5 protein-coding genes are annotated in these 16,931 nt (G+C 68.2%); 1 reads left to right on the top strand and 4 read right to left on the bottom strand.

Going from position 1 to position 16,931, the window contains the following annotated elements:
* Window positions 1–95 precede the first annotated feature (95 nt).
* The 4 genes from FRAEUI1C_RS10610 to FRAEUI1C_RS10600 all read right to left on the bottom strand — a co-directional run bounded on the left by FRAEUI1C_RS10610 (window position 96) and on the right by FRAEUI1C_RS10600 (window position 14,298).
* Window positions 96–1,217 (bottom strand): hypothetical protein, encoded by a 1,122-nt coding sequence (locus tag FRAEUI1C_RS10610; protein WP_013423293.1) that lies wholly within the window; start codon window positions 1,215–1,217, stop codon window positions 96–98.
* Window positions 1,218–1,472: 255 nt separating this feature from the next.
* Window positions 1,473–2,909 carry an FAD-binding oxidoreductase gene (locus tag FRAEUI1C_RS10605; RefSeq protein WP_013423292.1) on the bottom strand — a complete coding sequence of 479 codons (1,437 nt, stop codon included), beginning with the start codon at window positions 2,907–2,909 and terminating at the stop codon, window positions 1,473–1,475.
* A 784-nt stretch (window positions 2,910–3,693) separates the two neighbouring features.
* Window positions 3,694–4,338, bottom strand: coding sequence for a hypothetical protein (locus FRAEUI1C_RS39450; protein WP_157734892.1), 645 nt, complete (start codon window positions 4,336–4,338; stop codon window positions 3,694–3,696).
* 9 nt (window positions 4,339–4,347) lie between these two features.
* Window positions 4,348–14,298: a DNRLRE domain-containing protein gene (locus tag FRAEUI1C_RS10600; protein WP_013423291.1), complete on the bottom strand. Its 9,951-nt coding sequence runs from the start codon at window positions 14,296–14,298 to the stop codon at window positions 4,348–4,350.
* A gap of 842 nt (window positions 14,299–15,140) precedes the next feature.
* On the opposite strand from FRAEUI1C_RS10600, the gene FRAEUI1C_RS36105 reads away from it, so the two are divergent.
* Complete coding sequence (locus tag FRAEUI1C_RS36105; RefSeq protein WP_013423290.1) at window positions 15,141–16,886, top strand: lytic transglycosylase domain-containing protein; 1,746 nt, start codon at window positions 15,141–15,143, stop codon at window positions 16,884–16,886.
* Window positions 16,887–16,931: the final 45 nt, after the last annotated feature.

Here is a 16,931-nt window from a genome sequence, read left to right as displayed (position 1 = left end):
TGGTGGTGCTGGCAACAGCGCTAGGAGCAGCTCGCCCTGCCCGCGGTGTCCCGCCTCGACCACCTGGTGCGACAACGCCGCACGCTGGATGGGCGTCAGGAGATCGTCGAGGTGGAGACGGACGGCTTGCCCGAGCTGTTGAAGTAGATGCCCGGGCTGGTCTCGAAGCCCGCGCTCGGGTTGCCGCGCAGGGTCGAGTTCTCGATCGTGAGGGTGCCGGTCTTGTTGTTGCTGACGAAGAAGACGGCGCCGCCGCCCTCGACCGCGCTGTTGTTCTCGAGGATGCTGCCCGCGATCCGCAGCGCCATCTGGTTGCCGTCGTTGTAGATGGCGCCACCGCTGCCACCTCCGGGCGTGCCGGAGCTCGCCGGGTTCGCGCCGCGGCCGATGGCCTTGTTGTTCCGGAAGACGCTGTTGAGCACCGTCCAGGAGACGCCGATGCTGCTCAGCGCGCCGCCGTTGGAACACGAGCCGCCGGTGAAGGTGCTGTTGACGACGTATACGGGGCGGTCCTGGTACTGGTCGAGCACACGGATCGCGGCGCCGCCGAGGTCGGGGCCGGCCGGGTCGCAGGTGTTGGTGACGAACGCCGAATGCACAATCCGGAACTGGCCGCCGCGCACCAGGATCGCGCCGCCACCGCCGCCCTCGGCCGTGTCGCCGGTCGAGTTGCCATTCGCGAAGGTCAGGTTCTGCACGGTTAGGCTCGGCGTTTCCTGGTCGTCGCAGTGCGAGGTGGTCCAGCCCTGGGCCTTGTCACAGGTGTCCAGGTAAAGAATGCGACGGTGGCCCGCGCCGTTGAGAGTCACCAGACCGCCGCCGTCGATGACCACCTGGGGAGACGCCGCGTTGACCACCCTGGCGGTGGCGGTCATCGTGATGATGACCGGATTCGGGCCGCAGCTGAAGGTGATGATCCCGCCGGCGGCGACGGCGGCCACCACGGCGGCCGAGGTGCAGCTCGCCGGCGTGCCGCTGCCGACGACCCGGGTCGGGTGCGAGGTGTCGACGGCGGCCGCCGCGGCCGGGACCGCCGCCCTCCCCGCAGGGTTGCCGGCAACCAGACCGCCGCCGACGGCGGCACCGGGCTGAGTCGAGGCGGCGGCACCGGGCAGGCGAGTAACGCTCGGCGACACGGACGGGCTCGGCGACGGGCCCATGGACGTGGGCAGAGCCGAAGCCGCGCCAGGCGGCAACGCGGTGGTGGAAGCCGGCACCGTGGCCGCCTGGGACGGGACGGCGGTCCCATCAACGCCGACGCCACGCGCCGCACAACCCGCCCCGAGGCAGAGCAAGGGGACAAGCAGTCCAACCGCCACCCACGAACCGCCAGCCTTAGCGCGCATACGGGGACATTAGCCTCCACCTCAGATGACCGCCGGCACCCGAGGCGCGTGTGGCCGCTTCGGCTCGGAGCAGATCCGTGGCCACGGCAGGCCAGCGGCCAGCGAGGCGATCCTCGTCGCCTGGGCTCAGTTTTCGGCGGGGGGAATGTTGGGGTTGAGCCGGAGGCGGTTTTCCGGGTCGTAGCTGCGCTTCACTTGCCGAAGGCGTTCGACGTTGCGTCCCCAGGCCCGCACCCGGTCGTCGTCATCGAGATCGGCGTCGCCGCCGAAGTTGAGGTAAGTGCCTGACGCGGCCCGCAGTGTGACGGCCTCATGGTAGGCATCGCGCACCCAGCGGATGTTCACGTCGTTGTCGGCTGGGTCCAGCCAGTTTCCGTCGAGGCTCAGTATGTATCGGGCGCCGCGATCGCCGAACGCGGTTTCCGTCGCCCCGACCCGCGACATGGCGCCGCCCATGAGAGGCGCGTGCACCAAGGTCTTCGGGGACGGGCGGTCCTGGCCGACGCGGACAACGAACCCGGTCGTTTCCTCGTCTAGTCGGTCCAGATAGACGGACTTCCAGTAGCTCTGCAACTCACCCTTCGGGAAGAGGGGGTCGAGGGCGGACTGCGCCGTCCGATACGACAGGGCCTGGCTCATGTCGGCGAGGGGCCTGCCGAACTCGCCCAACTCCCTACACGCCCGTCGGCCCTCGTCCGGGTCACCCGCGTACAAGGCAGCCATCATGAACACGTCGCGGTTGTGAACGGAGGGCGGAAATGGCGGCACCGCTGGCAGCGTCCAGAACATGGCGCGGCTGGTGACTTCGTCGGGGACGGTGGACGTCCAGTCTCGCCAGCGCGGGAGTACTTCGGCGGCGGCGTCAATCGGGTAGACGACCATGCCGTTCCAGACGACAGGACCGAGCGGATAGGCCTCGAACTCGAAGGACACCACCACGCCAAAGTTGCCGCCCCCGCCACGTAGCGCCCAGAACAGGTCCTCGTGCTCGGACGCGCTGCACCGCACAATGTCGCCACGGACTGTCACGACATCGGCCGCGCGCAGCGCATCGCACGCCAACCCGTACTTGCGGTGCAGCCAGCCGATTCCTCCCCCGAGCGTCAGACCAGCCACACCCGTGGTCGACACGACCCCGCCAGGTACCGCGAGCCCATGCAACTGCGTCTCACGGTCGACGTCGCCCCAGGTCGCACCACCCGCGACCCGCACACGCCGCCGTTCCGGGTCCACCCAGACACCCCGCATGACCGAAAGGTCGATCATCAGAGCGTCGTCGGCCGTGCAGCTCCCGGCAATGCTGTGGCCGCCGCCCCGGACGGCGACAAGAAGGTTCCGCTCCGTGGCCATCTTGACAGCGTCGACGACGTCGGCGGTCCCGGTGCACCGGACGATGAGACCTGGTCTGCGGTCGAGCATGGCGTTCTGGATGATCCGCGCCTCGTCGTACCCGACGTCGTCCGCGGTCAGAACCGCCCCCCGGAAGATCGCGCGGATCTCCTCGACGGTCTCGTCCGAGAGTGTCTGCCGCTCGCCTTCCAGCGTGAGCACCTGTGCCGACATGGAATACCCCTCCCCAGCGCCCGCCGCCTCCACCGGCCGGCGCAGCTCACCCCTCTCCAGGGCGACACCATGATCGACTCGCCGCAACACGTACCGATGTCGCGACAATGTGTGACCACGGTGGGCGAGTCTGATACCGGAGACCGGCACAGAAGGCGACATCTTCTCGGCTCGTGTACGAGCTACCCGACCTGGCCCTTCTCAGACATCCTCATGGCTTGGCGGCAGGAGCAGGGCCCGCGGGAAGATCGGCGTCGTGGGTTCGCCGATCTCGCCCGGTTCCTGGCGCAGCCGACAGGCCGCTCTTCACCGAACCCTTCGAACGGCGTGTCGACGACCGTGGTGGTCCGCAGCCGCCTCCGCCTGACCAGCAGAAACAGCAGCCAGCTCAGCTCTTCAGCAGCTGGCGCGACATCACTACCCGCTGGACCTGGTTGGTGCCCTCGTAGATTTGGGTGATCTTGGCGGATATAGATCGACATCGCTGTGACCTGGGGACACTCGCCGTCCAGGGTCGGTGCTCGCGGGCGAATCCACATCCTGTCCACGGCTCGCACTTTGTCCCAAGCGCCGGAAGGGTGGCATCGCGCGCCGGACGACACAAAGAACCACGCGGTGGCCGCCTCACGTCCCCCGCCACACCGCCCGTCCGGGATCAGACCACAGGGCGATCACTGGAGCTGCAGTACTAGGAAAACCCAAACGGAAAGGGCCCAGTGAGCCTTTTCCATCTCACCGAGGCATTGGCCGGTCCGGCCCAGCCGGAGGCGATGATGGACAAGGCTCAGCGACCAAGTGCTGTAGCGCGCATCTCCGCGGCTTTGATAATGTTCTTCTGTAGTCTTGATGGGAAGTAGTCGACACCACTGGACGCCGCTACCTCACCAGCTTTGGTCTGCAGTTCTGCAGCAGCCTGTGTCTCACCAATGAACTCAAGGTAGACGCAAGCGAGTTCGAGACGCGGGAGTTCATTCCAGGGCCAGAGGTCGAGTCGTTTGAAGTCGGCTACACCATTGCAAACCAAGTCGATAAGGTCGGCCGGCCCACTCGATCTTAGAAGAAACTCACTGCTTACGGACCGCAGCACGTCGGACAGCTCCGAGCAGGTGCCGGCATCTTCGTCAGGATCTCCACTGATCTCGAGGCCGACCGTGGATTTTGTCCGCATTCGGTGAATCTTGTTTAGCGAAGCGGACACGACCCACTCGCTCCGAGCGGCCGATGAAGAACTCAGCCCGGCGATACCCAGATTGAGTGAGACATCGAAACCGAAGGAGCCTGGATGAGACCACTTCGAGCGCGACACTACGGCAGTACGAAGGAGACCGCTATCCCGTCTAAGAAAGAGATTCCCTTTCTTCGTAAACTCACACTCTTTCACGAGCAGGTCTGATACGACCTTCGCGACAATCCTGAGTTCTTCGACCATCAGTTCCGATCACCGAACCCTCTGGAAGCTCGCGGCGCCCGTTTGTGGATTTACCCGGTATACCCAAAGCTGGCCAGAGCCCGACGGGACTCCCATTTCCTGCTCGTAGACTCTCAGCTCGCCCAGACCTCTTCGGATCTGGCTTCGGGTGTCCGGTTTCAGTTCCACCGGGACCCGCACACCGGTCGCAGGGTCCGTGAAGGCGCCGTCCGGTCGAAGACCGCTAGGGAGCTTGAACTCGCCTTCATAGCCGACATCCCCATATCCATTCAAGATGGTCGAGAAATCCTTGTGGACTTGCTGTCCTGTCCTCGCTGCCGGATTGGAGCCGCTCGTGCACGAGGATGCGTTGTGCACGAGGATATCGGTCCCGGTAGTGACGACATAGAAGGTGTGGGTGTTGGCGATGGTGAGGTCCCACATGTCGCCGCTGGCGGGGATGACGACGGTGGCGGTGACGGTGGCTGGGGTGCCGTTGTCGGTGTGGAGGTGGTCGCCGGGGTGGAGCTCGTTGGCGTCGGTCCAGGTGTGGGTGGTGTCGTTCCAGATGGGGTGGTGTTCGGTGGTGTGGATGGTCGAGGTGCCAGTGGCGGTTTGGATGGTGAGGTCGAGCAGGTCGGTGTCGTGGTTGACCCAGACGTTGGTGACGGTCTGAGGGGCGGTCTTGCCGGTGGTCGGGTCGGTGGCCTGGACCCGGTCGCCTGGGTGGATCTGGCTGATCGGCTTGGTGGTGCCGTCGGCGATCAGGACCTCGGTGGAGGCGGTGAAACTTTGTCCACCGACGGCACAGGAGTTCTGGCTCTCATCGCCGAGGTATTCGTCCGGTGGTGGCGTGCCATCACCGCCCTGGCCCGTGCCCTGGCCTGAACCTGCGCCGCCGGTTTGGGTGGGTGGGTTGACGGGATCGTCGCCGATGCAGTGGGCGAGGCCCGCGTTGTGGCAGTCGGAGTCGGAGGCGGTGTACTGCAGGCCCGCGGTCTCGTCAGTGGACGGGCCCAGATTGGCGTCGAGGGGGTTGGAGTAGGTCTGGGGCACGTCGGTCGGCTTGGGGATGGTGCCGTTGTTGCCGACGCCGTGGTTGGCGTCGGGGTTGACGTGCAGGGTGCCGTGGACGACGTCGTTCGGGTCGGGGTAGGTGGGTTGCTGTCTCGCGGGGCTGCGGGCCGGCTTGGATGACTTGGACGTCTTGGTCCTTGTCGGTGTGCTGCTGGCCGACTGCGACGACTTCGACGTCTTCGTCTTGGTCGTGGTCTGCGCGGCGGAACCGATCGCGGCGCCGAGCTTGGCCCCGTTGTCATTACCGGCTGTGCCGACCGCGGCGCCGAGTGCGGCGCCCGCGTTCGCGTCTGGCTCGTTGTGTGGGCAGAAGACCGCGCAGGCAAGGCCGTAGCCAGCTTCCCGGCTGACGGCGTAGCTCGTGGCTCCACCGCCTTCTTCGCCGGCTTCTTCGTCGGCCTCGCCTGACCTGAGTTCGGTGGCGGCAGCCCTCAAAACCCTGGTTTCCCAGGAGGGACCCGACCGCCGGCCGGTGGGGTCGCTGTTGAGCAGCGGGTTCGCAGCGGCGTAGGTGTAGCGGTTGTCGGCGGCGGTGCCGGTCCAGGGCAGCGGGGTGGAGTCGCGGGCGGTGAAGGTGCCGGTGGTGGGGGTGTACCAGCGGGTGTCGGCGTTGAGTTGGCTGGTGGTGGGGTCCGACCAGCCGCCTTGGTAGCCGATTTCGAGGTGGCTGGTGCCGGTGGTGGTGGGGGTGCCGAAGGGGTCGTAGGCGCGGGTGTCGGTGAGGGTGCCGGTGGTGGTGAAGGCTGCGGTGGTGTCGCCGTGGGGGTTGGTGAGGGTGGCGAGGCCGGCGCTGCCGGTGTCGGCGCCGATGAGCTTTCCGGTGGGGTCGTAGGCGTAGAGGGTGCCGTCGTGGAAGGCGGGTTCGTTGGTCAGGTCGTCGTAGGTGAAGGCCTGGCTGCTGTTACGCCATGAGGCTCTGCCTAGCCCGTCGTACTCGTAGGTGGTGGTCGTCGACCCGCTGGCCACCGAGGTGAGTTGGTCGAGGGCGTTGAACGTGTCGGTGGTCGTGTTGGAACCGGCGGTGGTCGAGGCGAGAGTGCCGCGGGCGGTGTAGGTGTAGCTGGCGGCGCCATCGTTCAGCAGGCGGTTACGGGCGTCGAACGTCGCGGTGACGCCACCAACCGACGTCCGGTTACCGGCAGCGTCCCAGCCGTAGGCCGTAGTGCTGCCCGCCTGGCTGGTCCACGACGTCAGCCGGTCGGCCTGGTCGTAGCCGTAGGACTGGGAGCCGGCGCCGGCGACTCCGGCGGGCGCAATCGTCGTCGCGGTCAGGTTGTCGTTGTTGTCGTAGCCGTAGGTCTGCGAACGCAGCGTCCCGCCGGGTGCGGTGAGGGTGTCGGAGGTGGTGCGGCCGAGCTGGTCGTAGCCGTAGCTCTCGACCGCGCCGCTGCTGCCCGTGGCGTAGTCGATCGAGGTCAGCTGGTCGGCGTCGTCATAGCTGTAGGTCCGGGTCCCGGGGGTGCCGGCGCCGGTGACGGTGGCGAGGTTGCCGCGGGTGTCGTAGGTGTACCCAGTGGTGAGGCCACCGTTGCCGCGTGAGGTCAGCAGGCCGTCGGCGTTGTACTGGAGTGATGCGTCGCCTTCGGTGCCGTGGGAGCCGGTGTGCAGGTCGCGGTCGTCGTAGGAGAACTCCTCGGAGGCGGACGGCGAGTCCTCGTTGGTCAGGTTCCCGGCCAGGTCGTAGGCCAGGGTCCGGGACGCCGAGGCCACGCCCGTCCCGGTGCCGGACTCGCCGATTAGCTGGCCGAGTGCGTTGTAGGTGGAGGTGCGGGTGACACCGCCGGGCTCGACCTCGGTGACCGGCAGGCCGCCGGTGTCGTAGGAGGTGGTCCAGGTGCGGTCGGTGAGGTTCGGGTAGGCGGTGGTCGATGGCTCGATCGTCTTCTCAGGCAGGCCAAGGCTGTTGAACGTGGTGATCGTGGCGTTGCCGTTGCCGTCGGTCAGCCGGGTGCGGTTCCCGGCGGTGTCGTAACCCGCCGACGTCGTGATCGAACTGCCGGCCGCGACGGGGACCGTGATCGAGCGGAGCTGGTCGAGGGCGTCGTAGGCGTCGGTGGTGGTGTTGCCGTTCGGGTCGGTCTGGGAGGTGACGTTGCCCGCCGCGTCGTAGCCGATGGACAGGCTTCGCAGCTGGGCGTTGGTGTTCGAGAACTGGGCGGCGCCTGTCTGGCGGCCGGCCCGGTCGTAGGTGTAGGTCGTCTTGCGGCCGAGCGGGTCGGTGCCCGAGGCGAGCCGGCCGGCGAGGTCGTAGGTGTAGGTGGTGGTCTTGCCTGCCTCGTCGTGGGTGGCGATGAGCTCGCCGGCACCGTTGTAGTCGGCCGTCGCGGCGGCCCCGGCGCCGACGTTCGTCGGGCGGAGGATCTTGTTGAGGTCGCCGGCGTCGTCATAGCCGTAGTAGGTGGAGAAGGTGGCACTCGGGGTGCGTTCGGTGCTGGTCGTCGCCCAAGGGCGGTCGAGGTCGTCGTAGGCGTAGAACAACCAGGCACCGACCTGGTCGACGGTCGTGACCAGGTTGTTCGCGTCGTCGTAGATCGCGCGACTTACTCCGGGGGCCGGCAGCCCGTCGACCTGCGGATCCGTGACGGAGACGACCCGGTTGCGCATGTCGTAGACGGCGGTCGTCGTCTGGCCGCGGGTGTCGACGTGGGTGAGGACGTTGCCGTTGTCGTCGTAGGTGAACGACTCGGACGGAGTCGACGCGGACCCGCCGGGTGGCGTGTACGACGGGTAGCTGACCTGGGTGGGCCGGCCGAGCGCGTCGTAGGTCGTGGTTGTGGTCAGGTTGCGGGCGTCGCGGCTCTGGGTGACCTCGCCGAACGTGTCGTAGCCGACCGTCCCCGTCGGGGTCGCGGCGCTGGCCGTGTTGCCGTTCTCCTCGACCTGTACCGACGGGGCGGTCACCTGGCCGACCCCGCCGGCCGCGTTGGTCGTGACATGGGTCGTGAAGGCCGGGTCGAACGCGGCGCCCGGGGTGTAGCCGCGCGGGTCGACGAGCGTCGTCGTATAGCCGCGCTGGTCGCGGGTTAGCGCGGTGGTGTAGCGGGCGACGCCGTCGCCGAAGACGGTCGTCGAGGTGAGTCGGGAGGCGTTGTCGTAGCCGTACTCGGTGCGTTCGGTCGTCGACGTGCCGGCGGCGCCGGTCTCGATCGCGGTGGGGTCGCCGTTCGCGTCGTAGGACAGCGCCGTGGTGCGGTGGACGCCAGCCGGGTCGAGCGCGGTGCCGGTCGCGTTGCCGGCCTGGTCGTAGCTGGCGGTGGCGGTGGTCAGCCCGCCGCCGGTGACGGTGCTGGTCTCGTTGCCGGCGCCGTCGTAGGAGTGGTCTTCGAGGACGATGTTCCGTGTCGTGGCGGACAGGTCGCCGGTGGCGAAGTCGGGGTTGTGGTAGCCGGTGAGGGTGACCTGGTGGAGCTTGCCGTCGAGCCAGTAGGTGTAGTTGGTCGTGCGCCCGAGCGCGTCGGTGACGGATGCGAGCCGCCCGGCGGGGTCGTAGGCCCGCGACTCGAGGACCAGGTCCCGGGGTGACGTGCCCGCGACCGGGTCGTCGACGAAGTCCTTCAGCGTTGTCGTCGCGAGCTCGTTGAGCGGGGTGTAGGTATAGGCCGTGACGGTGCCGTTCGGGTCGGTCGTCGTCGCGACGTTGCCGTTGGCGTCGTAGGTCTGCGCGTTGGTCGCGGCGGCCGCGGTGCCGGAGGCGGCGGTGGTGGATAGCGGCCGGTCGTCGGCGTCGTAGGTGTAGGTGGTGGTGCGGGCGGTGTCGCCGCCGGTGGAGTCGGAGACGACGGCCTGGGTGAGGTTGCCGTTGTTGTCGTAGGTGTTCGTCGTGACCCGGGTGTGGGTCGTGCTGGTGATCGGGTTGGCCACGCCGGGTTCGGTGACGGTCGCGACCTGGGAGAGCTTCGTGTAGGTGTAGGTCGTCGTCAGCCCGGAGGGGTAGGTGTCCGAGGTTTCCTTGGACGTGAGCCGGCGGCCGATCTCGTCGGTCGTGTAGTCGTGGATCAGGCCGGCGGGGTCCTGGTCGTGGCGCAGGTCGCCCTTGGAGTCGTAGCCGTAGGTCGTGACCTTCCCGCGGGCATCCGTCGTCGAGGCGAGCAGGCCCGCGGGTTCTGTTCCTCCGCCGACGGCGGTCTCGGCGCCGACGGTGTAGCTGGAGCTGGTTGTGGTGCCGCCGGGGAACGCGGCGGTCGGCGGGCTGGTCGTCGAGAGCAGATTCCCGACGGGGTCGTAGCCGTAGGTCGTCTTGTAGGCATCGTCGGTCGGTGCGGCGGAGCGGCCGTCGCGGTGGGCGACGATCAGGTCGTCGCGGGGGTCGCCGGGCGGGCCGTTGTAGTAGTCGTAGTAGTCGGTGACCGGCCAGGTGCCCGACGCGTCGGAGTACCGCACGACCGTGCGCGCCAGGACGTTGCCGTGGCCATCGGTCTGGTAGTTGGTGACGTTGCCGTTCTCGTCGGTGGCCTGGGCGAGGAACCCGTCGTCGTTGTAGGTGAACGTCTTCGTGCCGGTAGGGCCCGTCTTGGACAGCAGCTGTCCGTAGACCGAGTAGGTCCAGTCGGTGTTGGTGCCGGCCGGGTCGGTGGTGCGCACGACGATGTTCGGGCTGGTCGCGGTCACCGCGTAGGTGGTGCGGTTTCCGAGGCCGTCCTCGCGCCAGGCGACGGTGCCGTCGGAGTTGTAGCCGACCTTGGTGTCGAGGGTGTTCTCGGGCAGTGTGATCTGGTTCAGCTGGCCGGATGAGCTGTAGCTGTAGGTTGACCCGCCAGTCGTGAGGCCCGGTGTGGTCACCCCGGTCAGCCGGCCGGAGGTGTAGCTGTACTTCCAGGTCAGTGCCCCGCCGTTCGCCGCGACCGAGGGTGTGGCGACCTGGGCGATGTGGGTGTTGTCGGTGGTCCAGGTGAAGGTCAGCGCCCGGCCGGACGTGGTGTTCGTGGCTGTGGTGAGCCGGGAGTTGGCGTCGTAGGCGAGGGCGACCCGGTTGCCGGCGGGGTCGGTGGTGGCGACCAGCTTGCCGTCGGAGCGGAACGTGGATGCGGTGCCGCCCTTCTCGGTGAGCTCGGTGGCGGCGGTGGTGGTGAAGGTGTCGATCCGGCCGGTACCGGCGGCATCGGCGTACGGGCCCGCGCGGCTGGCGAACAGCAGGGCCGGATCGTGGGTTGAGAGGATCTGGGTGCCGTTGCGCAGCACTGCGATCGACGTGCCGGAGGTGATGATGCTGAGCACGTCGGCCGCGGTACAGCAGCCACTGGCCGCCGTCGCGACCACAATGTCGACACCCGCGACGCGTTTGACCAACTGCCAGCTGTTCGACGCTGGCTGTGCGACCAGGCGCCAGTAGTTGTCGACGTCAGCAGCGCGGAACGCGACGCCGACCCCGGCCTGGGCGACAGGCTCGGTGAAGGTGATCGTGCCGTCGGCGGCACCGCTGACAGTGGTCAGGTTGTGCCCGGAGCCGCCCGCCGTCGCGAGGTAGGCGCTGTTGCCGCTGATACCCCAGGTGCCGGCCAGGCCGGTGAAGGCCTCGCCGTCGTCGCTGGCCCCGAGGCTGGTGGCGCTGTTCGCGCCGGTGAACGTCGCCCGATGTCCCTCAGGCGTAATGGTCAGGCCGTCGATCCGGCCGGTGCCGGTCGACTGGGCGTACAGGCCGGCCTTCGTCACGGTGGAGAACGCGGTGTCGGTCGCGGTGCCGACGACAGCGCCGTTGCGCAGCATCTGCAGGGTGCTGCCGACCATCCGGACGCCATAGGTGTCCGTCGTCGCGCAGCAGACGCCCGTGACCGTCTTGACGGTGGTCTCTAGGCCGCCGGAGCGTTTCGCCAGGACCAGCGACGTTCCGTTCTCGTAGAGCATCCACATGTTGTCCGCGTCCTGGACGCGGAACGCGATGCCGAGCCGCGACTGCGTCGTCGGGGTGGAGAACTGGATCGTGCCGTCCGCGGGCGCCGGTACGACCGCCACCGACTTGAAAATTCCGGCGGACGCGAGGTAAGCGGAGTTGTTCGAGATGCCCCACGTGCCGGCCAGTGCCTGCCAGGTCTCGCCGGTGTCCGTCGCGCCCAGGGAGCTGGTCGAGTTCGCGGCGGTGAACGATGCCACCCGCGGTTCGGACGCCTGAAGCGACGAATAGTAGCCGTGTTCCGGCTGGTAGGTACCGTCGCCGTTGCGACCGAACAGGGTTGTTCGGCCGTCGCCGTTGCGGACCTGGACGTTCCCGGGACCGGAGGTGGCCGCGCCGGCGGTCACGTCGTAGGCGCTGGTCCAGCCGGTGCCGAACAGGCCGTCGGTCGTGCTCTTCGAGTTGTAGGTACGCGCCACCGACAACGCCGGACCCGCACCCTGCACTGACGCGTCCGTGACCTGGGTCGTGAAGTTCTGCGTGAGCGGATTGACCCCGGCGACGGCGGGCGCGTAGGTGTTCGCCCCGTAGTCAGCACCGACCGTCGCGTTGTAGTTCACCGGCTCCAGGACCAGCGGCGACGACCACAGGCTTTGCGACGTGCCGTCAGAGACCTGGACGCGCCAGTAATAGAGCTGTCCCCAGGTCAACGGTGTCGGTGGAGTCCAGATCGGCCACGAGGTCCAGCCTGAGGACTGGCAGGTGCCCGAGTTCGCGTCCGTCCCGGTACACAGCTGGAACTGGTAGGTGAGCGGGTCGTTGTCCGGGTCGAGCGCGAGCACACCCAGCGTCGGCTGCGTCGAGGGAACCTCGGACCCGGAGATCGGAGAGACCCCGACGATGTAGGGCGACTGGTTCACTCCGGCGGCGACGCTCACCGGGGTGGCGAGCTCGCCGACGCCCTGGCCGGAGAACCAGGAGGTGCCGGTTTGCTCCATGTCCCAGCGGATCGTGTAGTTACCCGACGACAGACTGGACAGATCCACCGACGCGTTCACGTCCACGGACTGGTCCGACGCCACCGTCGTCGGGATCGGCGTCTGCAGGCCCTGGTGAATCAACTCGAACGTGTTCGTCGCATCGAAGATGTGGTACGACAGCGCATAACCGGCACCGGCCGTCCACGTCGCCTGGCCGGTGTTCGTCAGCCGGACCGTGATCTGCCCCGGAGCGGTCGTCGTCGGCGGCACCGACCACGCCGGCGTCCCGGACGGGAACGAGTAGGACGCGCCGTAGGGCGTCCACTCCAGCTCGAGGCGCGGCCGGTAGTCCGAATCCGGGGTCGCCGGGTTGCACCAGCAGTCGTTGGAGTAGAACGACTTCAGCCACTGGGTGTCGGTGTCCGACGTCGTCAGCCCGAGGCCGAAGTTGGCAGTCGGGTCGTGGGTCCAGGTGTTCACCAAGTTGCTCAGCCGGGTGTCGTAGTCCCCGATGAACTCCCAGGACCCGCCGCACGACGAGCTGCCGTCATCGGCGAACGACTTGTTGGCGACCTCACCGCCGAGCGTCGCGCCCGGCCAGGTCATGTTCGTGCCGTTCCAGCCGAACGCCACCGACCGCAGGCTCACCGGGTGGGCCGTGCACCCGCTGGCGGAGAACCAGTTGAAAATCTTGACGTGCGCGTTCGTCACCGTCGCGTTCGTCAGCGGGTCACTGCCTGGGAAACTCAGGTACCCATGCACGATGTCGTTGGTCGGCGAGTAGTACCCGGCCTTGATGTCCGCCAGCGCGGAGTAGTTCGCGGACGGATTGGCCGACGAGACGTAGGTGTCGTCCTCTCCCGTCAACAGCGTCGACACGCTCGGGTCGACATTCACCGGGAACACGCGGTCCGGCGCGGTCAGCCAGGCCTTGTCGAGGTCCATCTGCAGTGCCTGCTGACCGTTCGCCAGCGTGATCAGGCTGTAGGTCACGCCATCTGACCAGGCCTGAAAGCCGTCCGCTGTGGTCGGCCTCGAGTCGGCCATCCAACCGTGCGGGATCAGCGCCCGCACCGTGCCGGCCTTGTCGGCCAGCTCGACATCACCGCCATCGCTCAGTCTCGCGGTCAGACCGGACAGCGTCAGCGGGTACACCCACGTCGTCGGCGCCTGCGCCGAGCGCAGCACAAGAACTTCCTTCATGCCGTCCGCGGTCGGCCCCAGCTCGACATCCGCCTGATCACGAACACTCGCGAACGTCGCCTTCGACCCGTCGATCTTGGCCGCCACCCCCGCGGCCTGCGCGATCCCGAAACCGAACGACAGGCCGCCACCCAGGTCGATGCTGCCCAGCTCGGCGTCGTTCGCCTTCGGCGCGACCTCCAGGCCGGACTGCGTCGACTTCGCGCGCAGCCGGCCCTTGTCGCCGGCGACCAGCGACGTGTCGATCCCGACCCAGTTCCCCTTCGAATCCTTGAACCGGTCCGCGCCCATCGACTCCTCGGACGTGTAGGTCCCGTCCGGGTTGTGGAACACCTCCGACGACGCCGTCCGCAGCCCCGGAACCTCGACCCGGCCAGCCTGCGGCTTCATCTCGCCGCTCGCGTCAGGCCGCGTCACCGCCTGAGGCCGAGACGGCCCGAGCTGCGCGCCCCGCGGCGTGGAAGCCGCCCTCGCCGCCTCATCCGCTGACGGTTTCTGCGGGGTGAACGGAACCTGTTTCAGCGGCGTGATCGTCGCTCCCGTCGACGCCACTGCCCCCGCTACCACGGGAGCCTTGCCCTTCAGCGTCGCCGGGCCTGCCTTCGCCGTGCCCTGCGTCGCGCTCGTCGGGACCAGGCTGACCTTCCCCGCCGCGCTACCCGACGACGAACCCGGCAGCTTGTCCGAGCCGCGGAACGGGTTCTGATCCGCGATCGGCACCGCCTTCGGTTTGGCCGGCGCGTCCAGCACGACTAGGCCGACGACCACGAGCAGCACCGCCAGCAGCGGCGCCACCCGGCGGACCCGGGCGTCACGCCGCCACCTGCGCCGGCCGAACGAGAGAAGCCCGAAGGACAGAAGGCGACTGGAAGCGGGACGGTGCCGGCCGGTCATCAAAAGGCTCCCGAACAAGACGTGAACAGGGCAACGCCGAACGACGAGAGACCAGCCTGGGCAGCCTTGCCCGCGCCGGCGACCTGCCCTTGACAACCAGCCCGGCGACGAACGCCGATGCCTTTCAGGGCAGCACAAAGAGACCAGATAAGGAGCCAGGAGAAAACGATGCGCGGACAGCGTCGTACACGCACGACCCACCAGACCCAGGGCCGAGAACGTTCCGACTCAAGGACTGGCGCACACCACGTCAAGTGGCGGGCGCCAGCATGCCACCAACCATAGGAGACACACAACCCTGTAGCAGAAATCGCCTTACAGACCCTCAGGAGCAACACGGACAGTTACAGCTACAGGCAAGTAGATGTTTGATTCATCCCCGACGCGCGCCGATGTCACTGGCGCCATCCGCCCCACCCGAACGCTCGACATAGATCTACTTCAAGCTGGCTACCTGCGCAGTTGTCCAGATCTGAAGATTTCTGCGCGTTCCATGTGGCACAAGGCCGACGACGTGGCACCATGGGCGACCGTGTACTCCGGACACGTATTCACCCACTCGCCGGCAATTCCCCCGCGCCCTCCATGGTTCGCACCCGGTGCGGATCGTCACCGGTCGCCTTCGGTAGTCAGCGGACTGGTAAGGGCTCGCTGTCACCGTCGAACGACGAAGCCGAGGTAGCTCACATCACCTCACGGCGTCAGCCGTGAGGATTTCGGCACGTCTTTGACGGGCTAGCTGGTTCCCGGGCCCTTGCTGGCGCTTCCGCATGCCCGAAAACCAGCGTGCTCCAGCGCCGCGCCCAGGCCTGTTCTGCTTTCGCGAAGGCTCAGAAGGAACGGTGACGAACGTGAGACGGCGCAGCCGCCCGACCAGCGAGCTCTCGGCCACCACGGCGCCCGAAACCACGTCTTCGCCCGAAGCCGAACTGGCGGACGCCCAGACCCGCGGCGACCCCAGACCGATCCGCGATCATGCTCCTCTTACCGACACCCTCGTCGCTGGCCCAGACGACCTCCCCAGCGACAACACCCCGCCCCACCCAGCCAAACCACCGCCACCCGCGGACCCGGCCGCCGCCCACAACCGGCGCCGCAAGACGAAGAAGAAAACCGGCCGGCACGTCTCGCCGAACAGCAGCGGGAAGCCACCCGGCCGCCACCGCAAGCCGCTGACCCCCTCCAAGAAACGGACCATCCGCAGAGCCCAGATCATCGGCCTACCCACTCTCGGCCTTCCCGCGATCGCCCTCCTACTGATCTTCACTGTCGCACCGTCCGGCAACGACGCTGCGGCCACCTCCAGGACCACGCCCCCGACTACCGCGACCAACTACCCCATGCCCTCCCTCAACCCGAGCGGACCAGCGACTGGCGAGGACGACCAGCCACCTACCGGCGCACTCGCCACCGCCGCGGCCGCACCAGCCAACGCACCCAGCGACCTGGTCACCCTCACGACCGCCGATCGCCGGATCCCCGCCCCGGTCCTCGCCGCCTACCAGCAGGCCGCGACGGCCCTCGCCGGCGAGCTCCCGGGGTGTCACCTGCGCTGGCAACTGCTCGCCGGGATCGGCAAAGTCGAGTCCGGCAACGCCACCGGCCGCCAGATCAGCCCCAACGGCACGGTCTCCCCCACCATCCTGGGCCCCCGCCTCACGGGCGGCGGCGGCTTCGCACGGATCCTCGACACCGACCACGGCGCTCTCGACGGCGACACGATCTTTGACCGCGCCGTGGGCCCGCTGCAGTTCCTGCCCTCCACCTGGAGCGGCGCGGGACGCGACGGCAACGCCGACGGGCGCAAGGACCCGAACAACATCCACGACGCAGCCCTCACCGCCAGCGGCTACCTCTGCGCCCACCACCGCGACCTGACCAACCCGGCCCAGCTCAGCGCGGCGATCCGCGCCTACAACCCGTCGGACGCCTACGTCCGCGCCGTGCTCGCCTGGACCACCGGCTACACCACCACACCACCCACCCCCATCACCCCACCAACCGCCGCCACCGGTCCGACCGAGGGCGATGCACAGACCAGCGAAGCCAGCCCCTACCCCGTGTTCGCCCTCACCCCGATCGGCACCGCCCCCGCGACCTCAGCCGCCTCCCCAACCGCAGCCGCCTGCAACACCCTCACGATCACGACCGGCAGCCTCACCGCCACCCTCACCACGACCACCCTCAACCTCACCGGCCGCTACACCACCCCCACCGGCACAGACCCCGACGGAACCATCACCCTCCACACCCTCGCCCGCAACCCCACCGGCCAGACCCTCGCCGACACCGACCGGCCGCTACCCCTCAAACCCAGCGACGCCCTACCCGTCCTGCTCACCCAGCTCCGCCTCGACCAACTCACCGACCCCGGCCACACCACCACCATCACCCTGACCCTCACCACCACCCCACCCGGCTGCCCCACCCAAACCCTCACCACCCTCACCATCACCAACATCACCCGACCCGCCGCGACCATCCCGGCCGCCACCAACACCCCTACCCCAACCACCAGCCCCACCCCGACAGCCAGCCCCACCCCCAGCCCGAGCCCACGCCCGACCGTGACGCCCACGGCACTATGACCGCCGAACCTCACCTGCCGGATCACGCCGCGCCCGCCTCCACCC

The sequence above is a fragment of the Pseudofrankia inefficax genome, assembly GCF_000166135.1.
Taxonomy (GTDB): domain Bacteria; phylum Actinomycetota; class Actinomycetes; order Frankiales; family Frankiaceae; genus Pseudofrankia; species Pseudofrankia inefficax.
Note: the sequence above shows the minus strand (reverse complement) of the source record. Positions and strands in the feature narration are given on the sequence as shown.